Annotated in this window: 21 protein-coding genes; 12 read left to right on the top strand and 9 right to left on the bottom strand. The window is 68.9% G+C overall.

The window, feature by feature from the left end; translation table 11 throughout:
- The first annotated feature begins 361 nt into the window (after nt 1–361).
- From ACIP6N_RS23415 to ACIP6N_RS23440, 6 genes are all read left to right on the top strand, one after another.
- Nucleotides 362–769 carry a TIGR03618 family F420-dependent PPOX class oxidoreductase gene (locus tag ACIP6N_RS23415; protein WP_401818385.1) on the top strand — a complete coding sequence of 136 codons (408 nt, stop codon included), beginning with the start codon at nt 362–364 and terminating at the stop codon, nt 767–769.
- An 882-nt stretch (nt 770–1,651) separates the two neighbouring features.
- The gene (locus ACIP6N_RS23420; protein WP_401818812.1) at nt 1,652–2,986 is read left to right on the top strand and encodes an extracellular solute-binding protein; all 1,335 of its coding nucleotides are present in this window, start codon (nt 1,652–1,654) and stop codon (nt 2,984–2,986) included.
- Between the two features lie 5 nt (nt 2,987–2,991).
- Nucleotides 2,992–3,924, top strand: a complete 933-nt coding sequence (locus ACIP6N_RS23425; RefSeq protein WP_401818814.1) for a carbohydrate ABC transporter permease — start codon at nt 2,992–2,994, stop codon at nt 3,922–3,924.
- Nucleotides 3,924–4,748, top strand: coding sequence for a carbohydrate ABC transporter permease (locus ACIP6N_RS23430; RefSeq protein ID WP_401818387.1), 825 nt, complete (start codon nt 3,924–3,926; stop codon nt 4,746–4,748). The genes ACIP6N_RS23425 and ACIP6N_RS23430 overlap by 1 nt, the downstream gene beginning before the upstream one ends.
- 531 nt (nt 4,749–5,279) lie before the next feature.
- Complete coding sequence (locus ACIP6N_RS23435) at nt 5,280–5,531, top strand: DUF6400 family protein (RefSeq protein WP_401818388.1); 252 nt, start codon at nt 5,280–5,282, stop codon at nt 5,529–5,531.
- Complete coding sequence (locus ACIP6N_RS23440; protein ID WP_401818390.1) at nt 5,515–5,760, top strand: hypothetical protein; 246 nt, start codon at nt 5,515–5,517, stop codon at nt 5,758–5,760. Before ACIP6N_RS23435 ends, ACIP6N_RS23440 begins: the two co-directional genes overlap by 17 nt.
- Nucleotides 5,761–6,104: 344 nt before the next feature.
- Here ACIP6N_RS23440 and ACIP6N_RS23445 read toward each other — a convergent pair whose 3' ends face one another.
- Nucleotides 6,105–6,371: a hypothetical protein gene (locus ACIP6N_RS23445; RefSeq protein ID WP_401818393.1), complete on the bottom strand. Its 267-nt coding sequence runs from the start codon at nt 6,369–6,371 to the stop codon at nt 6,105–6,107.
- A 419-nt stretch (nt 6,372–6,790) separates the two neighbouring features.
- Between ACIP6N_RS23445 and ACIP6N_RS23450 the strand changes: the two genes are divergently transcribed.
- Nucleotides 6,791–7,222 carry an ATP-binding protein gene (locus tag ACIP6N_RS23450; RefSeq protein WP_401818816.1) on the top strand — a complete coding sequence of 144 codons (432 nt, stop codon included), beginning with the start codon at nt 6,791–6,793 and terminating at the stop codon, nt 7,220–7,222.
- A 116-nt stretch (nt 7,223–7,338) separates the two neighbouring features.
- Here ACIP6N_RS23450 and ACIP6N_RS23455 read toward each other — a convergent pair whose 3' ends face one another.
- The 3 genes from ACIP6N_RS23455 to ACIP6N_RS23465 form a co-directional block, all read right to left on the bottom strand.
- Nucleotides 7,339–8,124, bottom strand: a complete 786-nt coding sequence (locus tag ACIP6N_RS23455) for an SAM-dependent methyltransferase (protein WP_401818394.1) — start codon at nt 8,122–8,124, stop codon at nt 7,339–7,341.
- A 170-nt stretch (nt 8,125–8,294) separates the two neighbouring features.
- On the bottom strand, nt 8,295–11,039 hold the full coding sequence (locus ACIP6N_RS23460; protein WP_401818396.1) for a molybdopterin-dependent oxidoreductase: 2,745 nt from the start codon (nt 11,037–11,039) through the stop codon (nt 8,295–8,297).
- Nucleotides 11,036–11,866, bottom strand: a complete 831-nt coding sequence (locus ACIP6N_RS23465; RefSeq protein ID WP_401818397.1) for an FAD binding domain-containing protein — start codon at nt 11,864–11,866, stop codon at nt 11,036–11,038. Before ACIP6N_RS23465 ends, ACIP6N_RS23460 begins: the two co-directional genes overlap by 4 nt.
- 329 nt (nt 11,867–12,195) lie before the next feature.
- On the opposite strand from ACIP6N_RS23465, the gene ACIP6N_RS23470 reads away from it, so the two are divergent.
- Together ACIP6N_RS23470 and ACIP6N_RS23475 are read left to right on the top strand one after the other, a co-directional pair.
- Nucleotides 12,196–12,981: a ferritin-like domain-containing protein gene (locus ACIP6N_RS23470; RefSeq protein ID WP_401818399.1), complete on the top strand. Its 786-nt coding sequence runs from the start codon at nt 12,196–12,198 to the stop codon at nt 12,979–12,981.
- Nucleotides 12,978–13,799, top strand: coding sequence for a ferritin-like domain-containing protein (locus ACIP6N_RS23475; protein WP_401818401.1), 822 nt, complete (start codon nt 12,978–12,980; stop codon nt 13,797–13,799). Before ACIP6N_RS23470 ends, ACIP6N_RS23475 begins: the two co-directional genes overlap by 4 nt.
- 118 nt (nt 13,800–13,917) lie before the next feature.
- Here ACIP6N_RS23475 and ACIP6N_RS23480 read toward each other — a convergent pair whose 3' ends face one another.
- Nucleotides 13,918–15,606: a putative glycoside hydrolase gene (locus ACIP6N_RS23480; protein WP_401818403.1), complete on the bottom strand. Its 1,689-nt coding sequence runs from the start codon at nt 15,604–15,606 to the stop codon at nt 13,918–13,920.
- Between the two features lie 212 nt (nt 15,607–15,818).
- Between ACIP6N_RS23480 and ACIP6N_RS23485 the strand changes: the two genes are divergently transcribed.
- Nucleotides 15,819–16,826, top strand: a complete 1,008-nt coding sequence (locus tag ACIP6N_RS23485; RefSeq protein WP_401818405.1) for a polysaccharide deacetylase family protein — start codon at nt 15,819–15,821, stop codon at nt 16,824–16,826.
- Nucleotides 16,827–16,860: 34 nt separating this feature from the next.
- On the opposite strand, the gene ACIP6N_RS23490 is transcribed toward ACIP6N_RS23485, so the two are convergent.
- Nucleotides 16,861–17,760, bottom strand: coding sequence for a dihydrodipicolinate synthase family protein (locus ACIP6N_RS23490; RefSeq protein ID WP_401818407.1), 900 nt, complete (start codon nt 17,758–17,760; stop codon nt 16,861–16,863).
- Nucleotides 17,761–17,831: 71 nt separating this feature from the next.
- On the opposite strand from ACIP6N_RS23490, the gene ACIP6N_RS23495 reads away from it, so the two are divergent.
- Nucleotides 17,832–18,746 (top strand): LysR substrate-binding domain-containing protein, encoded by a 915-nt coding sequence (locus ACIP6N_RS23495; protein WP_401818409.1) that lies wholly within the window; start codon nt 17,832–17,834, stop codon nt 18,744–18,746.
- Nucleotides 18,747–18,826: 80 nt separating this feature from the next.
- On the opposite strand, the gene ACIP6N_RS23500 is transcribed toward ACIP6N_RS23495, so the two are convergent.
- Complete coding sequence (locus tag ACIP6N_RS23500; protein WP_401818411.1) at nt 18,827–19,369, bottom strand: DUF4232 domain-containing protein; 543 nt, start codon at nt 19,367–19,369, stop codon at nt 18,827–18,829.
- Nucleotides 19,370–19,550: 181 nt separating this feature from the next.
- On the opposite strand from ACIP6N_RS23500, the gene ACIP6N_RS23505 reads away from it, so the two are divergent.
- A complete protein-coding gene (locus ACIP6N_RS23505; RefSeq protein ID WP_401818413.1) occupies nt 19,551–21,578 on the top strand; it encodes a glycoside hydrolase family 15 protein in 2,028 nt (675 codons plus the stop codon).
- Between the two features lie 66 nt (nt 21,579–21,644).
- Here the strand turns inward: ACIP6N_RS23505 and ACIP6N_RS23510 are convergent, their stop codons facing one another.
- A complete protein-coding gene (locus ACIP6N_RS23510) occupies nt 21,645–22,361 on the bottom strand; it encodes an SGNH/GDSL hydrolase family protein (protein ID WP_401818415.1) in 717 nt (238 codons plus the stop codon).
- A 211-nt stretch (nt 22,362–22,572) separates the two neighbouring features.
- On the bottom strand, nt 22,573–23,490 hold the full coding sequence (locus ACIP6N_RS23515; protein ID WP_401818418.1) for a UTP--glucose-1-phosphate uridylyltransferase: 918 nt from the start codon (nt 23,488–23,490) through the stop codon (nt 22,573–22,575).
- Nucleotides 23,491–23,508: the final 18 nt, after the last annotated feature.

Consider the following 23,508-nt stretch of genomic DNA (forward strand, 5'->3'; position numbering starts at 1 on the left):
CGCCCGTCGAATACGAGAACAACCACTACCGCGCAACCACGAAACCCCAGGTCACAACCAACATCTGAGCTCTCTACCGAACCCGGAACGGTTCAATCGAGACTTCACCGAACCCACCACGGAGTGCGGTCCGCGGTGAGCGAGTGGGCCGTCCAGTTGTCGTGAATCACGACGGGCGGGGCCGGTGTGCCCTCCTCACCGGTGTTGTGCGGTGGATTCTGGCGGCACCGCCGACCACCACCGACGCCCCCGCCGACGAGAAACGCCGGGACGCAGTCAGCGCATCGCCACGATGCGAGGACAATGGTGGTGACCGGCGTCCAGCACCTGCGACCGGCATCCAGCATCCGAAGGAAGCACCATGGCGATACCTCATCTGCGTTCCGACCCGGCGTTCCTCGACTTCTGGCAGGAACGCCACGTCGGCTTCCTCTCCACAACACGGCCGGACGGCACACACCATCTTGTGCCCGTCGGTGTGACGTACGACAGTGAGACCGGCATCGCGCGCGTCATCACCAGCAGCACCAGTAAGAAGGCACGCAACATCGTGGCCGGCGGCCCCGGCGCCGTCGCCGCGGTGAGCCAAGCCGACGGAGCGCGCTGGTCGACCCTGGAGGGGACGGCGAGCGTCAACGACGACCCGGACGCCATTGCCGATGCCGTCGAACGCTACGCCCGCCGCTACCGCCGGCCGCGTGTCAATCCCAAGCGCGTCGTGATCGAGATCGCCGTCACCAGGACCATGGGTTCGGTCAAGCCGCACTGAACGCCGCGAAGCGGCATTGCTTGTCTCATTCTGACAAGAACATTGCAGGTCAGGGGGGTGGCGGGGAGAGGGAACCAGCAATCGCCGGAAACGATCAAGGGCGCGCGGCGGGAGCGTGAATGTCTTTGGGCGGGTCACCCCGCGTCAAGGGGAATCACAGGGCTCTCGTTCTCCGGGGTGCCCGACCGTGTGTCCGACCACCTCGCGGGAGCGCCCGACCGTGCGTCCGACCTCCCCGCCCACGCGGCGAGGACAAAACCGTAGCGCTTCCGGATGCCGAGCACACCGGTGGCGCGGCCCGCGCTGCGGCTGGTTCCAGGCCTCGTGTGCGAGGCGCCGAGACGTTCGGCGGCAGTGACCGGGGCGAGACGAGGGGTCCTGCCCGTACGGGCAGGGCGGCGGTTCGATTCCGGCAGGACTCCGGGGAGGCTTGCACCTGACGCCCCATCATATGATGGCTGGATGGAGGCGTTTCGGCGCCGTCCCGGGTTTCCGTGTGAGACCTCGCGCCGTTGTCTCGTTCCTACAAAGTGTCGCCGAGCCCACTTCCCATCCGGCCTACGGATGAAGCCACTTGACATCGTCGGGCAGTCTCGTAATGTCCTCGTAAAAAAACACCCGCTGCGGACTCGCCCGGCGAGGGCATTTCGGTGCTGGACGGCGCCCTGCGCGACGGCCCACGGAGGCCCGCACACGCCCGTCTTCTCCGGTCCCCTGGATTGCGATCATGGCGCTGACCACGCATGGAGCGCCGGAAGCGGGGCAGCACTGATCAAGCAGATTGAGGCGCAAGGGGATTGACCTTGGTCCAAACGAGTCCTACGGTCTGCCGGGCAGCCCTCACTGCTGCTCATAGGAGGATTTCCCCACGTGCGCACCACCATGCCACTCTTGCTCGTCGCCGTTCTCGCCGCCGGTTCCCTCACGGCGTGCGGCTCCGGCAGTGATCCGAACACCGTAAAGGTTGCTTATAACCGCTCCACTGACAACAAAATCCGTTTCAAAGACGCCTTCTTGGGGTCAGTCAAGAAGCAGTTTGAGACAGCCCACCCGGGCAAGAAGATCGAACTCCTGCCGATCCAGGCGTCGGACGAGGACTACGCCACCAAGCTGCAGCAGATGATGCGCTCGCCGAGGACGGCTCCTGACCTGGTCTACGAGGACACCTTCCGCCTCAAGTCCGATATCGAGGCGGGGTATTTGCGTCCGCTGGACGACTACCTGAAGTCCTGGGACGGCTGGGACCAGTTCATCGACGCGTCGAAGGCGGCGGTCACGGCCGAGGACGGCAAGCCCTACGCTGTGCCGAGCGGCACCGACACCCGCGGACTGTGGTTCAACAAGGCGATCTTCGCGAAAGCGGGCCTGCCGGAGGACTGGCAGCCCCGCACCTGGGCGGACGTGCTGGACGCGGCCCGTACCATCAAGCGCAAGGTGCCCGGAGTGATCCCGCTCAACATCTACACCGGCAAGGGCGCCGGCGAGCGGTCGGTGATGCAGGACTTCGAGATGCTGTTGTACGGCACGGGCGAGGATCCGCTGTACAACCCCGACACGAAGAAGTGGGTGTCGGGCAGTAAGGGCTTCAAGGACGCGCTGGGCTTCGTCCAGACGGTCTACGGCGAGAAGCTCGGACCGGATGTCACCGATGCCCTCGACCCGAACGTCAACACCCGTGTGACCACGGAGTGGTTGCCCGAGGGGAAGCTGGCCATGGACCTGGACGGCTCGTGGCTGGGGCAGAACTGGGCGAAGGGCGGCCCGCGAGAATGGCCGGAGTGGTCGAAAGAACTGGGGCAGGCGGCGATGCCGACCCAGAACGGCCAGGCTCCCGGCAAGGTGTCGATGTCCGGCGGCTGGACGTGGGCCATGCCCGCACGGTCCAAGAACTCGGACTTGGCCTGGGATTTCCTTAAGGCACTGGAAACCCCTGACAACGTTGTCACATGGGCGATCGCCGACTCGCAGATCGCTTCACGGAAGGACGTGGCGGCCGATCCCCGCTATCTGAACTCACGGCCGGGCGTCAAGTTCTTCACCGACCTCGTCCAGAACACCCACTACCGGCCCGCGCTGCCCGTCTATCCGCAGGTCTCGACGGCGATCAGCGAGGCGATGGAGAGCGTGACCACGGGTGACGTCTCCGCCGCCAAGGCCGCGAAGGAATACGACGGTCAGCTCCGGACCATCATCGAGAACGCGGGAGGCGCACAGTGAGCGCGCTGAGTACGGCGGCGCCGGCCGAGTCCGGTGTCCCGGAGCCTTCGGGCGGAACGTCCGGCGGCCCCGGCGGACGCCAGCAGGGGCGCCTGTGGCGCTGGGTGCCGCTCGCCCCCGCCACCTTGCTGCTGCTGCTTTTCCTGGCAGGGCCGATCGTGTACTGCATCTGGATCGCTTTCACGAACACCCAGTTGACCGGTTCTTCGACCTCGGAGTTCGTCGGCTTCGCGAACTTCCGCAGGGCCTTCTCCGACGAGAACTTCCGTAACGCGGTCTGGCTGACCCTCGTCTTCACCATCATCTCGTCCATCCTGGGGCAGAACACGCTGGGCCTCGGGCTGGCCGGGCTGATGCGGACCGCGTCCCGGCCGGTCCGCACGATCACGGGCATGCTCGTGATCGCCGCCTGGGTGCTGCCGGAGGTCGTCGCGGCGTTCCTGCTGTACGCCTTCTTCCGCCGAGAGGGATCGCTGAACGTCATCCTGGACTGGCTGCATCTGCCGTCCCAGAACTGGCTGTTCACCCTGCCGATCCTGGCAGTGTCCTTCGCCAACGTCTGGCGCGGGACCGCCTTCTCCATGCTGATCTACTCGGCCGCGCTCTCCGAGATCCCGAAGGAGATCACCGAGGCGGCGGAGGTCGACGGCGCGAACGGAATCCGGCGGACGTGGTACGTCACGCTCCCGATGATCCGGCGCTCGATCGGCACCAACCTGATGCTGAACACCCTCTCGACGCTCTCCGTCTTCGGGCTGATCTGGGCGATGACGCGCGGCGGCCCCGGCAACCGCAGCGAGACCCTGCCGGTGTTCATGTACGACCAGGCGTTCCTGAAGAGCCTGATGGGCTACGGCACCGCGGTCGCCCTGCTGCTGCTGATCGTCGGCGCGCTCTTCTCGGTCGTCTACCTGAAGCTGATGAAGGTGGAAGTCTGATGAAGCGCCAGACCCAGGGCCGTCTCGCGGCGGATCTCGCCCTGCTCGTCATCTCCGCGGCTTTCGCGATACCGCTGATCTGGCTCGTGCTCGCGTCGGTCGACGTCGACGCGGACCTGCGCGTACGCATCCCCTCGTCACTGACGACGGACAACTTCAGCGCCGTCCTGACGGACGACATCACCTTCACGCCGATGCTCAACAGCCTTCTGCTGTGCGGCAGTGCGACGATCCTGACGGTGGTGTGCGCGGCGCTGGCGGCGTATCCGCTCTCCCGCTACAAGTCGCGCTTCAACCGCCCGTACCTGCTGACGATCCTCTTCTCGACCTGTCTGCCGATCACGGCGATCATGGTGCCGGTGTACGGACTGTTCGTCCAGGTCAACCTGGTGGACACGATGTACGGCACGTCGCTCTTCCTCGCGGCTTCGCAACTGCCTTTCTCCATCTGGCTGATGAAGAACTTCATGGACGGTGTGCCGACGGTCCTGGAGGAGGCGGCGTGGATGGACGGCGCCTCGAACTTCCAGGCGCTGACGCGGGTCGTGCTGCCGCTGATGGGGCCGGGGCTGTCCGTGGTGATGATCTACACGTTCATTCACCTCTGGGGAAACTTCTTCGTCCCCTTCATGCTGCTGCTCTCGCCCGACCAGCTGCCCGCCTCGGTGTCGATCTTCAGCTTCTTCGGCAACTACGGTTCGGTGGTCTACGGGCAGCTCGCCGCCTTCTCGATCCTCTACTCGGCGCCGGTGCTGATCCTGTACATCTTCATCTCGCGCCGCCTGGGCGGCGGCTTCGCGCTCGGCGGCGCGGTGAAGGGGTAACCGTCCCGGTCAACTCCGGGCGGCCCCCGGACCTGCCGCTTCCTTGCCCGTCCGAGGCAGCGCCTTCGGGCCGGTGAAGCGGGGTGGGCCGGGCTGGTCAGTGGTTTCAGAGGACTCGTGGTCCGAGGAGACTCGTCGTTCCGGAAAACTCGTCCGCCCTGCGTCGTCCGGCGCGCACCCGCGCTCGTACGCGCGCCGGGCGGACGAGGCCGCTGCGCGACACGGCCCGGCTCGCCGCCCATGGGTGCTGCGGTCGGCGGTGGGGGCTGTTCGAGCCGGCTTCCGCGGCTCCGTCCATCCTGCGGACGCGAATCGTGAGGTACGTCACAGTGCTGCGGGTGGCCGATGTCCGCGGTTCGGTCGCGGCGCGGGCAACGGCCCACCTCTGCTGGCCGATCCGGGGATGCCCGGCGACGGGCCGGGTGGAGCCTCGTGCCGGGCGGCCCAGAGGCGACTTAGGTCACCCTTCCCTGTGGCCGCGGGTGCCTGGTACAGATGGATGGGTACCGACCGCAGACCGGAAGTATCACCATGAGCCAGGACAAAGAAGCGGACCTCACCCCCTTCATGATCGACCTGACCGTCGAGGAGGCCCGGCGACGGACCGAGGTCATGGCCGCGCTCGGCCCCGACTGGGACCCGGTCGCCGCCCTCCAGGGCGAGGACGAGGCGTACGCCCTTCTCTACTCGGGCCTGGACGCAGAGCAGCAGCACACCTACGACATGCTGGTGGCGGCCGGTGTCCTGCCGGCGAAGGGGCAGGGCCGTGCGGGTACCCATTGATCCCCAGGCGGACTCCTCGCGCCGCGCCTGGGTGGCCTGCCCCGTCTGCGACGACGCCCGCCACTGCGAGACCTGCGCCGACCTCCGCAACTGCGGCGAGCACTGGCGCTATCTGATCTCCAACAGCGGGCCGGTCCTCCACCTCCAGTGCCCTCAGTGCACGCACCTGTGGTCACTGAACACCCGCCCCGGCGTCACCCGCCGAGGCGACGGCACTCCCTGCTCCTGACGCGTCGGAGAGGCCGAGCGGGACGAGGGTCGCTGTCTATCGTCGGGTAATGCAACGGCCTCACGATCCGTCCAACGCCTCCCTTGTCCTGACGGTGTCCTTTCCGGGCCGTCTCGCGGGTGGCGTGCGGAGTGTCCTGGCGGTCGTGCCGGACACCGGGCCGGGATCCGCCGGAACTGTTCGCGCCGACCTGGGCGTCTCAACTGCCGTGTTTTGAAGCCCAGTTGTCCCGGTTCTGCAACGGCATGAAGCCGTACAACTTCCTCGCGGTGGTGTGGGTCCAACCTGATGTGCCGTTCGACCGACGTCACCTCTCGCACACCCGAAACGGGCAAGCGCATGATTCACGCCCGCCGAGCCGCCAGGGCCGTCGTCGCCACCGCCGTCACGCTCGTGGGCGCCACGCTTACTCTCGCGTCGGGAGCGAGTGCCGCGATCCCGACCGGCACGGCCGTCTCCGCCCGTACGGCCGTTCCGGCGGCGCTGCCCGCGACGGCCACACCGACGCGCGTTGTCCCGGCCGCCGAGGCCACGCCCTTCGGTACGATCGCGCCGTACAACGGGGCCTGTGGCGCAGGTTTCAGCGTGGTCAATTCGGCCGAGATCGGCACGCTGGGAACGGTCTACCCGACGTACAGTGCGGTCACGGGCAGCAACTACGTGGTGACCAGACGCAACAATGCCGGGGTGCCCGTACCTCTGGTGGCTCAGCTCGCCGTCACCTCCACCGGGGAGACAGGCGAGCGACAACGGCGACTTCACCACCTACGCGGGTCCGTTGTACCTGGAGGCGCGTGGTCGTTGCGTGAACTGGTACGGGGCGATCTCCGGTATCCCGGCCGGGACGATCGGCATGAACTGCGCCGCGCTCACCCGCTCGGAGTCCGCGTCCTCGCTCCGCCACGGGGCGGTGCGGAGGGCTCCGGGTTTGGTGGGACTGGAGGTGCGGAACCGGGGTAGAAGGGGGAGACCCCCGCATGGAACATGAGGTGTCGTGCGGGCATGGGGACAGGTGGTAGTCGTGGATCTGATGGCACTGGACAGCAGGAGCGGACTCACGTCCTCCGGCCGTTCAATGGCGGCCGGTGTCGCTTACGACGGCGGGCCGGGCATGATCGCGGAGGCGCGCCGTTTTGTCACGGACTTCCTGGAGAGCCTCCAGTCCACGCACGGTGTGCCGGTCTCGTCGCGGATGATCGGGACGGGCCAGCTCGTGGTGAGTGAGCTGGTGACCAACGTCTGCAAATACGCGCCTGGACCTTGCCTGCTGGATGTGGAATTCCTCGGTGACGTCGTGGAGATCACCGTCTGGGACGCCGACTCCACTCTGCCTTTCGCGCGTGCGGCCGAGCCCGGCCGGATCGGGCAGCACGGCCTGGAGATCGTCCTCGCGCTGTGCGAGGGCTTCGACGTCCGCCGCGAGCCCGTGGGCAAACGCATCAAAGTCCGGCTCGCCGTATAGGGGGTTCGCCGAGTGCGGCCTGTCAGAAGTATCGGCCTGAGGTGATCGGGCCCGGAAACGGCCCCGGCCCAGGAAACGGACTCCGCCCCCCCGACAGGCCTTGTCGGCAAGGGCGTTCAGCGGACGCGGGCCACCCCGACGTAGAAGCCGCTCAGCTCCTGCTTCGGCGCGGGCTCCTCCTGGTACCAGTGCGTGGCCGTCACCAGTCCCGGATCGACGAGATCGAGCCCGTCGAAGAACGGCAGGATCTCGGCGCGCGTCCGCATCCGCAGCGGGATGGCGCCTTCCTTGTACGCGGACGTCACGGTCTGGGTGAACTGCGGGTGCTCGTCGAAGGTGACGTGGGAGAGCGTCAGGTAACTGCCCGACGGCAGGGCGTCCACGAGCGTGCGGGTGATGCCGTACGGGTCCTGGTCATCGGTGATGAAGTGCATCAGCGCGATGAGGGACAGGGCGATGGGCCTGGTGAAGTCCAGGAAGGTGCGGGCGTGTTCAAGGATTTCCTCCGGGCGGCGCACATCCGCCTGGACGTAGTCCGTCCCGCCCTGCGGGCTGCTGATCAGCAGCGCTTCCGCGTGCCGCAGCACGATGGGATCGTTGTCCGTGTAGACGATCCGGGCCGTGGGGGTGATGTCCTGGACGATCTGGTGCAGGTTCGGCTCGGTCGGGATGCCCGTCCCGATGTCGAGGAACTGCTCCACGCCGCTGCGCGCGAGCCACGCCGATGCGCGGTGCATGAAAGCCCGGTTGCGTGCCGCGTTGCCCTGGGCCTCCGGCGGCAGCTTCTCCGCGACCCGCCGGTCGACCTCGTAGTTGTCCTTGCCGCCCAGGAGCCAGTCGTAGACACGGGCCGGATGGGCCTTGCTGGTGTCGACCTGGGCTCTGGGTATTCCCGCCGTCATGCGTGACTCCACAGGGAAGAGTGTCTGAAATTGAGAACGCCGGACTTCCTGCCTGCGGCACCGCGCCTGGGGGGAGTTGAGCGTACGCCACGCCGCGCGCACAGATTACGCTTCGAACGGCGGGGACGCGCCCGGCGCGCGGAGCCGCCCGGCGCTCCGTCCGGGAGCGATCACGCGGTCGGGTGACCGGCGCGTGCCTCCAGGGCCAGCCACACGCGGTCGGCGGTGAGCGGGAGTTGGGTGAAACGGATGCCCGTGGCGTCCCGCAGCGCGTTCGCCAGGGCCGGGGAGACCGGGTTGAACGGGCTCTCGCTCATGGACTTGGCACCAAGGGGGCCGATCTCGTCCGAGGTCTGTGCGAAGTACACCTCGGTACGCGGGACATCGGCGAAGGCCGGCAGCCGGTAGAGCCGGAACGAAGCGGTGCCGACCTCGCCCCGGTCATCCAGCCGTACGTGCTCGAAGAGCGTGGCCCCCAGCGCCTGGGCCACCCCGCCCTCCACCTGGCCCCGGCACTGCAGCGGGTTCAGCACCCGGCCCGCGTCGGCGGCGTGCACACTGCGCAGGACGCGGATCTCGCCCGTGCCGGGATCGACGGCGACGCGAAACCACTGCGCGTTGAAGCACACCGAGCGCGGAGTACCGCCGAAGTGCCCTTCCGCGGAGAGTGTTTGCCCTGCCGATCGCGCCGCCGCGTACAACTCCTCGAGCAGGAGGCACCGTCCAGGGGCCTCGACGGCCCCCTCCACCAGCCGGCACCGGTCGGCGACGGTCCCCAGATGGAGCGCGGCGAATTCCAGGATCCGCACGGACAGCGCCTGCGAGGCGCGCAGTGTCGCCTTCCCCGCGACCACGATGCCCGTGGAGGCGAACGCGCCCGTGTCGTGCCCCACGACGTCGGTGTCCGACTGGCGCACACTGATCTGCCCGACCGTGGTGGCCAGTTCGCCGGCCGCGATCTGCTGGAGTACCGTGGTGGTGCCGTTGCCGAACTCGGCGGTCCCCACCGCGAGATCGAACGAGCCGTCGGCCAGCAGTGTCGCGCACGCCTCGGCGACATGACCGCCGGGCGGCCCGGTCACATTCATCGACAGCGCGGAGCCCTCGCCCACCAGCCAGCCGGGGGGAGCTGGTTGAGCGGGCTCCGCCCGTGCCTTCCGCACGATGTCGAGGCACTGTTGTAGGCCGTAGCTGCCGATCCTCAGGTCCTCCTCCTCACCGGCGGGCGCGATCAAGGGGTCGCCGGGGCCGATGACGTTCCTCTCACGCAGGACCAGCGGGTCGAGGTCCAGCCGGCGTGCCAGTTCGTCCAGCGCCGATTCGACGGCGAACACGGCCTGGCCGAGACCGTATCCCCGGAACGCGCCCGACGGGACGGTATGGGTGTAGACGCAGTAGCCGTCCGCCTTCTTGTTCGGGCAGTGGTAGACGGACAGCGGCTCACCGCAGGCGTGGAACATCACGGCGGGCCCATGATTGCCGTACGCCCCGGTGTTGGACACCGCGTGCAGCTCCAGCGCGGTGAGCGTGCCGTCCCGCCGCGCACCCGCCTTCACCCGCACGGTGAACGGGTGGCGTGTGGTGGCTCCGTAGAACTGCTCCGCTCGGGTGTACTCCAGCTTCACCGGGCGCTTCGTGCGCAGTGCGGCGAGCGCGACGATGTCCTCGACCAGCATTTCCTGCTTGCCACCGAACCCACCGCCGACCCGGCCCGAGATCACGCGCACCTTGTCCTCCGGCAGGTCGAAGAGCGCGCACAGCGCGCGGCGGGTCAGGAAGGGCGTCTGCGTGCTGGACCGTACGGTCAGCCGCTCACCGCCCTCGTCCGTGTCCTCGAACCAGGCGACCGCGCCGTGCGTCTCCAGATGAGCGTGCTGTACCCGCTGCGTGCGGAACGTCTCCTCGTACACCGCGTCGGCTTCCGCGAACCCGGCTTCCACATCGCCGACTTCACCGTGCACCTCGGCCACCATATTGTTCCGCGGCCGCGCGATCCGGGCGGTGGTCGCGTCCTTGTCGTGCACGACGGGCGCGCCGGGGCGCATGGCCTCCTCCGGGTCGATGACCGCGGGCAGGACCTCGTACACCACCTCGACCCGCCGGCAGCCCTCCTCGGCCGCGGCCTCGCTGTCGGCGACGACCGCGGCGACCCGCTGGCCCACGTACCGCACGGTGTCGTCCAGCAGCCGGGTGTCGTCCGGGTTGCCCTCCGAGTGCTCCTGGCAGGCCGTCGTATAGAGCCGCTTCGGGGCATCGTGGTGTGTGAGCACCGTATGGACGCCCGGTACGCGCAGCGCGGCCGTCGTGTCGATCGCGACGACACGGGCGTGCGCGTGCGGGGAGCGCAGCAGCTTCAGGTGGAGCACGCCCGGGACATCGAAGTCGAAGGTGTAGCGGGCGGTACCGGTGACGATCTGCGGTCCCGCGGGGGCGGGAAGACTGCCGCCCACGGCCTTCCCCGCGCCGGGTGACTGCGCGTGCCTGACCCCGCGTACGGCGTCCTCGATCGCCCGGTAGCCGGTGCAACGGCACAGATTTCCCTTGAACGCGCGCGGCAGATCGGCCAGTTGCTCCTGGTCCAGGGCGGATGCCGTCATCAGGAACCCGGCGGTGCAGAACCCGCACTGGAAACCCTGGGCGTCGAGGAACCGCCGCTGTACGGGGTGGAGTTCGCCGTCGCCGGCCGCCAGCCCCTCGACGGTGGTCACTCTGCGGCCGCCGGCCCGCACCGCCGGATACAGGCAGCTGTGCACGGGCTCACCGTCCACATGGACGGTGCAGGCGCCGCAATCACCCGCGTCGCAGCCCTTCTTCACCCCGAACCAGCCGCGCTCGCGCAGATAGGTGCGCAGACACTGCCCCGGGCGTGGCTCGGTGTCGAAGAGCTTCTCGTTGACACTGATGTGAAAGGTCACCGCGCACCGACCCCGCCGGGCGTCAGTTCGGTACGGATCTCCTCGGCCAGCCGCAGCGTCATGTGGCGGCGCCAGGGCGGGAGTCCGTGGATGTCGTCGAACCACGCGTTGTCCGGGACGGCTCCCTCGATCGCGGCGCGCAGCTCCCTAGCCCCCGGAGGACACGGAAACCGGCAGCGGAACGGCCGTACGGTGGCGGCGGTGACCGTGACGGCCAGCGAGCCGTCCCGCGCGTCGAGCACGCCGGTGACCAGCGCTCCGGAGCGGCCCAGAGCGTACAGCGAGGCCTGGCGGAACGCCGTAAGCGAGGCCGTCGCCGGTGCCGGGAGGGTGATGGAGCGCAGCAGCTCGCCTTCTGCCAGGTCCGTGCGGCCCGCGCCGGTGACGAAGTCCACGACGGGGACCCGGCGCTCGGAGCCGTCCTGCGCCCGGAGGAGGCAGACGCCGTCGAGCGCGCAGGTCAGCGAGATCATCGGGCCGGCGGGCAGACCGTTGCAGAGATTGCCGCCCACGGTCGCCATGTTCCACACCTTGAAGGAGGCGAGGAACGCCCGGCAGCACTGTTCGAAGAGCGGGGCGGCTTTCGCGCGACTGTTCCTGGCGAACCGTGAGAGCTGCGTGATCGTGCAGGTCGCCGCGATCTCCCACGAGCCGTCAGGCAGGGTCAGCACCGGCTCCCAGCCCATCCGGCTCAGATCGAGCAGACGGCGCAGCCCGGGCTGAGGCTCGGAGAAGAGGTGCGTGCCTCCGGCCAGCCAGGCGTCACCGGGCCGCCAGGGCCCGCACCGGCGGGCGTCGCACACCTCCCGCACCGTATTCAGATCCATAGGGGTCCGTCACCGCCGTCCATGCCGGTTCACCACCGCTGCTCCGGCCGCCGAGGGGGAGGAGCGGACTCGCGCGCGTTCCCGATGTATTAACTCGCATCGGGCGGGCGAATTCCTCGCAGCGGGGTTCCGTGTCCCGCGACAGTTCGGGGAATTAGTGCGGAGCCACTGACGGCCGGATGACCGACTGGCCAGCGGGACAACAGTGCACCCAATGGGGTGAATACTCCGGACATGTCATGGATTAAGCCAATCCATCGCCCCCTCTCTCGCGAATGTGTCGGTAAGAGGGTCCGCGACGGCGCGGGCGCCGAGAGAGATGGGGCGTGATGGGCGCAGAGCGCATCGACACCCGACTGCTCGAAGAACTGACCGAGCAGTCGCAGGACCTGCACAGCGACGCGATGAGGATCACCGGGAGCGCGCTGACGGACTTCACGGAGGCCGCCGAGCGGCCCGGGCGCTGGTGGCAGCGGAGCGGGATGCTCACCGGAGCGTTCGGCGTGGCGGCCCTCCTCGGCTCCGGCCGCGCGATGGCGGCGACGACGAAGAACGACATCATGGCGCTGCAGACGGCGGCCTCGATCGAGAATCTCGCGGTGAGCGTCTACCAGACCGCCGCCGCACTGCCGTTCATCAAGAACGGCAACAAGACGATCGTCGAGTTCATCACCAAGACCACCCAGCAGCACGAGCAGCACGCCAAGGCGTTCAACGCGGCGGCGACCCAGGGCGGCGGCAAGGCGCAGACCGGCACCGACCCGAAGTACGCGGCCGTGGTCAAGCAGACGCTGCCGTCCATCAAGACCCCGGCTGATGTGGTCAAACTGGCCATCACCCTGGAGGACCTCGCGGCCCAGACGTACACCAAGAACGTCAGCCAGGTCAGCGACGCGCAGCTGCGCAGGCTCTTCGAGTCCGTCGCGCCGGTGGAGGCGCAGCACCGTGCCACACTGCTGGCCGTGCAGTCGCTGCTCGCCTCGGGCGACAACAGCCTGATCGCGATCCCCACGGACGTCGCCAAGCTGCCCGGGGCTGTCGGGACCGTCGGTTTCCCCGACGCCTTCTACCCGACCAACAACGCGTCGCCGATCTCCGAAGGGGCCGTGAAGTGAGTACGACGCAGGGCGGCTGGGAGCTGCCGATCAGCGAGGGCCAACTCGTCCGTCTCACCGCGGACATGGAGGAGGCGCACCGCGAGACACTGCCCGTGATGCACGCCAGCGCGGCTGATCTCACCGAGCGGATCAAGGCCGAGGAAGCGGTGGGGGAGAAGCCCGGCCGTACCGATGCAGGACGCCGTCGCTTCCTGCTGGGCGCCGGTGGTGTCGGAGCCGCGTTCCTGCTGGCGGCCTGTTCCAGCGACAAGGGTTCCTCCTCGACGCCGTCGGCACTCGACTCACCCGGTGCGGCGGCCGATTCGGTCACGTACACCGGCGACCTGAAGATCGTCGCGCTGGCGGTCGCGCTGGAGAACCAGGCGGTGGGCGCGTACAAGGCGACGCTGGCTGCCGCCAAGGCAGGCAAGCTCGGCAAGGTACCGCCGGCGGTGGCGAGCTTCGTCACCAAGGCGATGGCCCAGCACGCGGATCACGCGAAGGCGTGGAACGCGGTACTGACCGGGGCCGGCAAGCCGGCCATCACCAACGTGCCGCTGTCCAACCAGAAGCAGGTCACCTCGGAGCTGAGCAAGGCCACCAGCGTGGCGGCGGTCGCCAAACTGGCCCTGCAGCTGGAGGACCAGGCGGCTCAGACGTATTTCTTCGCGACCTACAACGTGAAGAGCGCCGGCGGGATCGCCACCGCCGCCACCATCGCGCCCGTCGAGGCGATGCACGCGGCGATCCTGCACTTCGTCCTCGGCCAGTACCCGGTCCCCGACGCCTTCCTGCCGGTCGACAAGGCCGCGAGCCCGAGCCTCCTGACGGTGTGACGGCGTGACATGACTGTGCGACGTGTGCCGGTGTGAAATGTCGGTGTGAACCGGTGGTGTGATGCCTCGGCGGTGTGAACCGCAGGTGTGAACATCCTCCGGAGCGCCGGCCGTTCCGTCAGTGCGACAGCTTCACTGACGGAACGGCCGGTCGCTCCGGCTTCTTCAGCTCCTCGTGAGTCCGCAGGACCGCGAGGGCGGTCTCCTGGTAACTGGCTCCGGCGTTCCACAGGATGAAGGAGTCCATCTTGTTGTCGGCGGCCGCCTTGATCTGCTCGGCCACCTGCTCGGGGCCGTAGTGCACACCCATCGAGAAGTCCTGGAGCCACGGGATGATCTGCGACCGGGTGCCCCTGGTCCTGTCGGCGAAGTCCTTGAGCGACCGCCGCACGATGGCGTAGGGCGCCGATCCCGGGTCGGACACGTCGTACTCGCCGGGGCCCCAGTGGGACGGGTAGACCATGGGCGCGATGTAGTCGCTCGCCCTGGCCAGCGCGGTGATGTCCTGGCCGATCTCCTTGGGCCGCGTGGCGGCGATACCGAAGACAGAAACGCCGAGGAACGCGCCCTGCGGCCGTACGGCGGCCCGGGTGTCGGCGACGAAGCCCGCGATGCTCCGTTCCGGTGAGAGAGCGCCGAGACCGGGAAACCTCATCCGGCTGAGCGGGCCGTCCGGGCGGCGTACGTAGTCGTACAGGATGTCGTCGAAGCCGAGCTTCGCGGCTTCGGTGGCCAGGTCCTCGTTGTACTGCCGGACGGCGGGGCTGGCGAAGTTGGTGAAGGCCATGGCGCCGTAATCGCTGCCTCCGTACGGCAGTCCGGCCGGTGTCTGCACGACCTCGTCGTGACGCCCGGCCTTCCAGGACGCCCCGGCGAGCAGTGGGTCGCGGAAGGCGACGATCCGTCCGACCACCTGTGCGCCCGCCGCGTGGATGTCGGCGATGGCCTCGCGCGCGTCGTAGTACCCCTTGGCCGCGCCGATGCTCCTGGCCCTCGGCACCCGCGAGGCGTACCCGACCTCGCCGTCCTCGTCCTTGATGTCGAGCTGTACGGCGTTGAGCCTGCCGCTCTTGACCAGCGCGAGGATACGGCCGCGCAACGTGGCGTCCGCCCAGCCGATGGAGGTGATGTGCGCCGCCCGCATGGGCGGATGCGTCACCTGGGCCCGTGCTTCCTTCGTGACCGTGTTCCCCGCCAGGTCGGTGGCGGAGACCTTGACGACGGCCGCGGGACGCGTGACGGTCGCGGTGAACACACCGGCGTGATCGGTCCCCACCTTCCGCCCGTCGACCGTGATCTCGGCGGCGCCCTTGGCGGTTCCCGTGACCGTGACCGGCGACCGCAGGGTCGCGGCCCTGGCGGGCTCCAGCCGGAGCGCCGGTGGCGTGGAGTCGACGCGGAACGCGAGCCGCCGCTTGGCAGGGACGAAGGGCAGCGAGCCGTGGCCCAGGACGACCATCTCGTGCGGGCCGTCCGCCAGTGCGGGCATGGCCAGCCGCAGCCGGGCGCCGTCCGCGCGGGTGGCGACCGGGGTCCCGTCGAGGGTGACCCGTATCTTCCCGGCGTGGTCCGCGCCCGCGCCGTCAAGGTAGAGATTCAGCCTGTCGACGGCGCTCGCGCCGAGGACGGCGCCGTCGGACAGTCCGTGCACGGGCGAGCCCGAGGAGAACGCCGTCCAGGTGAACGCGCCCGCGCCGGCGCAGGCGACCGTCACGGCGACGGTCAGCAGCGCGCGCCCGCGGCGCGGACGGGCCGCCGCTCTCCGTCGGCGGGTGGACTGGGCGAGGGGTGACCACGGTGTCGGCATACGGATTCCTTTGCGCCCGAATCGAGTAATCACCCTATTGATTGACATACGACACGCCGATGTGTCGGAAACAGCTGGTAAGTCATGCGAATGGCTCACGCTTTTGGCTCACACCACGCGGCGCGTCGCGTTGGCCCGTTCAGCCGGAGACCTGATAAGGATCGCGACGGCGGCGGTAGATGTGGTGCGACCGCTCCCCTTCAGGAGGACCCGTGCGCCGCTCCGCTGTCTCGCTGTTCCTGGCCCTCTCCACCGCGCTGGCCGTGTCCGGCTGCTCCTCCCCGGCCCCACCCGGCCGTACCGGCACCGCGCGCGAGCCGGCCGCCGCCTCGCCCGCCACCGTGCGCGCAGACCCCGCGACGGTGAAGGCCGACGAGCTGGGACTTGTGCCGGTACTGATGTACCACCAGCTCACGGCCCGGCCCGCCGGCGTCTACGACCGCACCCCGGCGGATTTCGCGGCCGAGCTGGAACGGCTGGCCAAGGAGGACTACGTCCCGGTCACCGCGGGCGACTTCAGCACCGGTGACCTCGACATCCCCGCCGGCAGCCACCCCGTGGTCCTCACCTTCGACGACTCCACCAACAGCCAGGTCAGGCTCGGCGCGAACGGCGTCCCGGCGCCCGACAGCGCGGTCGGTATCCTGCTCGCGACCGAACGGCGCCACCCCGGGTTCCACGCCACGGCGACCTTCTTCGTCAACGAGGAAGCCTTCACCGGAACCGGCTCCGCCAAGGCGCTCGTCTGGCTGGACCGGCACGGTTTCGAGATCGGCAATCACACCCTGCGCCACGGCGACCTCCGCACGATGGACCCGGCCGCCGTCGGGAAAGCCATCTCCGGCGAGCAGCGCAACATCAACCGCGCCGTGCCCGGCACCCGGGTCCGCTCGCTCGCCCTGCCGTACGGCTCGATGCCGCGGCCCGCGGAGCTGGCGGTACGGGGCCCCGGCTACCACCACCTCGGTGTGTATCTCGTCGGCGCCAACCCGGCACCGTCACCGTTCGCCGCGGCCTTCGACGCGGGAGCGATCCCGCGGATCCGCTCGGCAGGGGCCCACGACCAGGACGCCGCGTTCGGCTCCACCGTCTGGCTCGACAAGCTCGCGTCCTCCGGCGGCCGGTACACCTCGGACGGCGATCCGCGCACCATTTCCTTTCCCCGGTCCAGGGCGCGGGACCTGAAGGCCGCGTTCGCCGCCAGGGCCCGGCCGTACTGACCCGATCAGGCCCGCGCCTTCGCTCGCGGGCCTCTCACCCTTCGACTTCGCCGAGCCGTTGCAGCGACTCCGCCACGGTTGCCCTGCCGGCGGGCAACAGCGGCAGACGCACGTCGGGAGTGGGAATCAGGCCCCGGGTATGGAGGACCGCCTTGACGACGGCGGGGTTGGGCTCGCGGAACAGAACAGCAGACAGCCGGGCCAGCGTATGACCCAGGGAACGCGCCCGGCGGGTGTCGCCGGTTCGCCAGGCGTCCGCGAGTTCGGCGAACCGGCGTGTCGCGAGGTGGGCCGAGGCCAGGATGCCGCCCGCGGCGCCCATCGCCAACAAGGGGGAGACGAACAGGTCGTCACCCGCCAACATGGAGAGGCCTGGCGGAAGATCGCCGAGAAGTTCCACCGTCTCCTGGCTGATCCCGCCGCCGGCGTACTTGATGCCCACGATGTCCGGCATGCTTCCCAGCGTGCGGAGCGTGGCCACGCTCAGGGGCAGTGATGTGCGGTAGGGAATGTGATACACGATCAGGGGGACAGGGCTGACCGCCGTCAACCGGGCGAAGTGCGCGATCACGCCCTCCTCCGACGGGCGCGTGAAGGCGGGCACGGTGACCAGCGCGGCCGTCACTGCCGGCCATCGCGCGAGAGCGGCGAGAGCGGCCTCACTGCTCCGCGTGTCGTTCGACCCCGCCCCGACGGTCAGGGGCACGTCACGCTCCTGGCAGACGCGCACGCAGGTCTCCACCACCACGCGCTTCTCCTCGGCGTCCAGGGCGCCGGCCTCAGCGGTCGTCCCGAGCGCCACAAGCCCGGCGGCCCCCGCGTCCAGGAGGGTGTGAGCGAGCCCTTCAAGGGCTTCCCGGGCTACGAGACCGCCGGCCGTGAACGGGGTGACCAGAGGAACGTGAATGCCCTGCGGAAAAGTCTGCTCTGTCATGGGCAGAAGACTGCCCGGGCCCACCATTCAGGTCCAGTTCGCTTTTCTGACGTGAAGAGTAAGCTCAGCTGATGCTCGATGTCCGACGCCTGAGGCTGTTGCGGGAACTGTCCCACCGGGGCACCATCGCCGCGGTCGCCCATGCGTTCTCGTTCACCGCGTCCGCCGTCTCTCAGCAACTCAACGTCCTTGAGCGTGAGGCGGGTACACCCCTGCTGCAACGTACCGGCCGAGGCGTCGTACTCACTCCTGCGGGCCACCGGCTGGTTGGCCACGCCGAAGCCGTGCTGGAGCGGCTGGAACAAGCAGCGGCCGAACTGGCCGACGTACGCTCCGGGTTGGCGGGGTCCGTCCGCATCGGAGCCTTCCCGACGGCCATCAGAGCGCTGCTGCCCGCCATGCTCACCGCGCTCGGCGACAGGCACCCGGCTCTGGAAGCAATGATCTCGGAGATCGACCCGGCCGAAGTCGCCCACGCCCTTCGGGCGGGCGACTTGGACATCGCGCTCCTGCACGCGTACGACTTCGTGCCCGCTCCCGACGAGGCCGGGCTGGCAACCGAGCCTTTGTGCGTAGAAGCCCTGTATCTGGCATCACTCTCCTCCGGGAAAACACCACCCACCGACATCTCGTCGCTCGCATACTGGAAGAACGAGCCGTGGATCACCGCGACCCCGGGAACGCTCTGCCACACGATGACCGTCAGGGCATGCCAGGCCGCGGGCTTCACGCCTCATATCCGCCACCACGTCGATGAGTTCGCCACCATGCTCACTCTGGTGGCAGCCGGTCAGGGGGTGGCTGTCGTGCCCCACCTGGGGACCGCGGACACACCACCCACCGTGACCCTGACACCTCTCCCCATCCGGCGGCGCACCATGGCGGCCTACCGGCAGGGAGCGAGGCGCCACCCCGCCGTCGAAGCCGCCGTCACCGCGCTGCGCGCGGCGGTTCCCCAGGAACTGGCCAGCGACCCGGTCGCGTGATCTCCCGCGCCCGCGCTCCGGCCGGCGCGGGACGATTCACGGCGGGGTCCGAGGCGGGGAGTGCCGGGGGTCGTCGTTCGTCAGCCTATGTGCGGGACGGTGGACGACAGGGCCGTTACCTGGAGTGTGCCGCCGTCGACCACCCGCTCGAAGGCGAGGGTGCGGTGGGTCGTGGCGCCCGGTGGGGTCACTTCGAGGTACTGGGACTTCGCCGCGTCGTCGGCGCCGGTCTGGGTCCACGCCAGGTCGGCCCAGGCGCTCTGGCCGGACTTCAGTGTGACGGTGTGTTTTCCGGAATTCGGTGTGAAGTAGGTGTTGCCCCATGCTGCCGTTGTCTTCAGCGGCTTGTGGGCGGCATCCTCCAGGCCGAGCCCCGGGTACCCGTAGAGGGCGCAGGTGCCACTCCCGGTGTTCCGGAACCGCAGGAACTGCCCCGCGTGGCTCATCCCGCTCTGGCTGCCCGCCTGGCCTCCGTCGGACAGCGACACACTCAGGTCCGAGGTGTCGCAGCGCGGGGTGGCGGACGCGGACGCGCCCGTCTCCGCGGCCACGGCTCCGCCCGCGCACAGCGCGGCGCTCAGCACAGCGGCTCCGGTGACGGCGACGGTCTTGGTGCGGCGCATGATCTGCTCCTCTCGCGACCATGGCTCCGGACGTCCACGGTCCTGATGGGCTGCACCAGAACGTCTGACCGCTCGTGCGGCATCTCATGCCACGAAAGGGCAACGGGCCGCCGCCCCGGCTGTTGCCCGGCCGGCCGTACGTCCCGTGCGGGACCGGGCGCGGTGAGCGAGACTCGGTGGGATGAACGCCGACGATCAGGTGCCGCCGGAGAAGGAGCCCAGGCCGGGGAACGAGGCCCGGGCCTCGGGCGAAGCGCTGCCCGGGTGCGAGCCGCGGAGCGAGCCGCCCCCCGGGGACGAACGGGACAGCGCGGGATATCTCCCGATCGCCGAACACGGACTGATCGGCGACCTGCGTACCTCGGCACTGGTGGGGACCGACGGCCGGATCGACTGGTTCTGTGTCCCGCGCTTCGACTCTCCCAGTGTGTTCGGCTCGCTGATCGACGCCCGGCGCGGAGGCTACTGGGAGATCGTTCCGGTGTGCAGGACCGTCAAGCGCCACCAGTTCTACTTCCCCGACACGAACATCCTGATCACCCGTATGCACACCGACGACGGCATCGTGGAGATCCAGGACTTCATGCCGATCCGGCGGGAACGCGACCCGCACCACCAACAGCGCCTGGTACGGCGGGTGGTCAACGTGCGCGGCCGTATGGACATGTCCGTACGCGTCGCGCCGAGAATGAACTACGGCGCTGACCCGCACCGTCTGGACCAGATGGCGGAAGGCGTACGGTTCACCAGCGAATCGCTCGCCCTCACCGTGCGGGCCACCGTCCCGCTGGAACTCGACGACACCGACGCCCACGCGGAGTTCGAGCTGGACGAGGGCGACTCGGCGCTCTTCGTCCTGGAGACGGAGGCGCGGCACCCCGCGAGCGGCACGGACACACCCGGCACGGACACGCCCGGCACACAGACGCCCGCCACGGAGACGACCACCACGGGCACCGCCGAACGGGTCGACGCGGCCGCCGCCGACGAACTCTTCGAGGCCACAGTCGCGTTCTGGCGCCGCTGGCTGAAGCAGTCCACGTACACCGGCCGTTGGCGCGAGATGGTGCACCGATCAGCGCTGACCCTCAAACTGCTGACCCACGAACCCACCGGCGCGCTCGTCGCCGCACCGACGTGCGGGCTGCCCGAACAGCTCGGTGGCGGGCGCAACTGGGACTACCGGTACGTGTGGGTCAGGGACGCCGCATTCTCGCTGTACGCACTGCTGCGCCTCGGTTTCACGGACGAGGCCGAGGCGTTCATCGGCTGGCTCGCGGAGCGGCTGAGCGAGGCCACCGACGGCGAAGCCGGGCCGCTGCGGGTCGTGTACTCCATCGACGGCCATGAGCACCTGCCCGAGGAGGTTCTCGGGCATCTGGAGGGCTACCGCGGCTCGTACCCGGTCCGTACCGGCAACGACGCCAGTGGTCAGCGCCAGTTGGACACATACGGTGAACTGATCGACTCCGTCTACCTGTTCAACAAACATGGCGCGGGTATCTCGCACGAGAGCTGGACCGATCTGTGCGAAGTCCTCGAATGGCTGCTGCTGCACTGGGACAGCACCGACGAAAGTATCTGGGAGACCCGCGCCGGTCAGCAGCACCACACGTACTCACGGCTGATGTGCTGGGTCGCGGTCGAGCGGATGATCAGAATGGCGCGGCAGCGGGGCCTGCCCGCCGACATCGGCCGCTGGACCGCCGCCCGTGACAAGATCTATCACCAGATCATGTCGCGTGGCTGGAACGAAGAGGCCCGGACCTTCGTACAGCGACTCTCCACCGATGACGACCGGCCACCCGAGGTCATCCTGGACGCGTCCCTGCTGCTGATGCCCATGGTCAAGTTCGTCTCGCCGTCCGACCCCCGGTTCCTGTCCACCATCGACGCCATCGCCGACCGGCTCGTGGTGGACAGCCTGGTGTTCCGCTACGACCCGGAGCAGGCCCCGGACGGACTGGACGGAACCGAGGGCACGTTCTCCATCTGCTCGTTCTGGTGGGTGGAGGCGCTCGCGCGCAGCGGCAGGGTCGAACAGGCGCGGCTGGCGCTGGAGAAGATGTTCACCTACGCCAACCACGTCGGCCTGTACGCGGAACAGATCAGCCTGACCGGCGAGCACCTGGGCAACTTTCCGCAGGCCTTCACTCACCTCGCCCTCATCAGCTCGGCGATCAATCTAGACCGGGCGATGGGAAGTTGACCGCCCCGGTCCGTCACCCGGCCCCGGTCCGTCACCCGGCCCCGGTCCGTCACCCGGCCCGGTCCGTCAGCCGGACTGCGGCGCCGCGAGCGGGACGAGACTGCCGGGCACCGAACGCAGGGCGTCGTACCAGACCGTGGACATCTTTGCGTAGCCGGCGGGCGACGGGTGGACGCCGTCGGCGAGGTCGTCAGCGGTCAACGCCCCGTACATGTCGACCAGATGGACCCGTGAACCCTTTCCGCCCACGATGGCGGGCAGAGCCGCGTTGAACGCCTCCACACGGTTCTCGAGGTCGGGGCTCGACTCCGGCGTGATGGTCGCGACGAACACTTCCGCGTCCGGCTTCTGCGCGCGGATGTGATCGATGAGGGTGGACAGCCGCGCCGGAGCGTTCGCGATGTCGTAATTCTGGTTCATGTCGTTCGTGCCGATTTGCAGCATCACGGTGCGCGGGTCGCTGTCGTTCAGCCAGTTGACGATATTCGCGTCGAGCTCGTCGATACGCCAGCCCGAGTGGCCCTCGTGGTCGTGGTCGCCCAGCTCCGCGGGGCCGTTGGACTGCGAGCCGACGAAGTCGACCTGGTAACCGGCGCTTCCGAGCTGATTCCACAGGCCGATGCGGTAGCCGCCGGGCAGTGGGGTGAACCCGTCGGTGATCGAGTCACCGAGCGGCATGATGCGGACGCCGCCATTGGATTCGGCGGCGCCCGCGGTGGTCGGTGTCAGTGCCACGACCGCGGCGGCCGCGGCGACGACGACGGAGCTGAGGAGGGAGGTCACACGCCTGGATGTGGTTCTGCGCAAGGCAGTTCCTCTCATCGGGCCGCCTACGGGTGGGGGGTGGGGCGTGGCGGCTCGATGTTAATTACCACAGGAAAACCCTTGCCGATACGTGCTGAACCGTATCGGCCCGTAAAGGACCATTCAGGGGTAAGCGCTCTCCGGTCCGGCCCGGGCTTCGCCGACCCGGACCGGAAGACCGAAGACAGGTCTACACCGAGCCGGGCGTCCTGTCCTGCGCGTCGAGGCCCTGTGCCAGCTTGCGCAGGTGCGGGCCGTACTCCGGGTCGGCCAGAGCCGCGGCGAACTGGGCGGTGAGGTAGGCGAGCGGGTTACCGGTGTCGTACCAGGCACCCTGGATGACCTGCCCGTACACGGCACGGCTGCCCGCGTACGCGTTGATGGCGTCGGTCAGGTAGATCTCGCCCTCGCGGTGCTCGTGCCAGCGCTTCGTCTGTTCGCGCAGCTCGTCCACGATGCCCGGCGTGATGACGTAGCCACCGATGGCCGCGAACGCCGACGGCGCGTCCTCCGGCTTCGGCTTCTCGACCAGTCCGGTGATGCGCAGGAGGCCGTCGTCCAGATCCTCCTTGACCACCGGTACGCCGTAGCGCTGGGAGTCCGCGGGCGCCATCGGCATCAGGGCCAGGACGGGGCAGCTGGTTGCCTCGTACGCCCTGATCAGCTGCTGGGCGCGCGGTATCTCGGCCACGAAGACGTCATCGGGCCACAGGACCAGGATCGGTTCGTCGCCGAAGTTCCGCGCCGCGTTCAGGACGGGCGTTCCGTTGCCGTACGGGCCGTGCTGGTCCAGATAGGTGATGTGGCCGAGCCGGGACAGCTCGCCGACCTCCTCCACCGCGTCCGCGTAGGCGGTCTTGCCGTCCGAACGCAACTGGTCGACCAGGGCGGGGTTGGGGCGGAAGTGGTCCTGGATGAGCCCCTTGCCGCCGGAGACGACGATCGTGATGTCCGTGATCCCGGAGGAGACGAGTTCCCGGACGGTGTGTTCGATGACGGGCTTGTCGCCGACGGGCAGCATCTCCTTCGGCGTCGCCTTGGTCAGCGGGAGAAGGCGAGAGCCCAGTCCGGCGGCGGGGATTACTGCCCTGCGGATCGTCGTGACCATGGGAAACTCCCGTTGTGA

It is taken from the genome of Streptomyces sp. NPDC088725 (assembly GCF_044751305.1).
Lineage (GTDB): Bacteria > Actinomycetota > Actinomycetes > Streptomycetales > Streptomycetaceae > Streptomyces.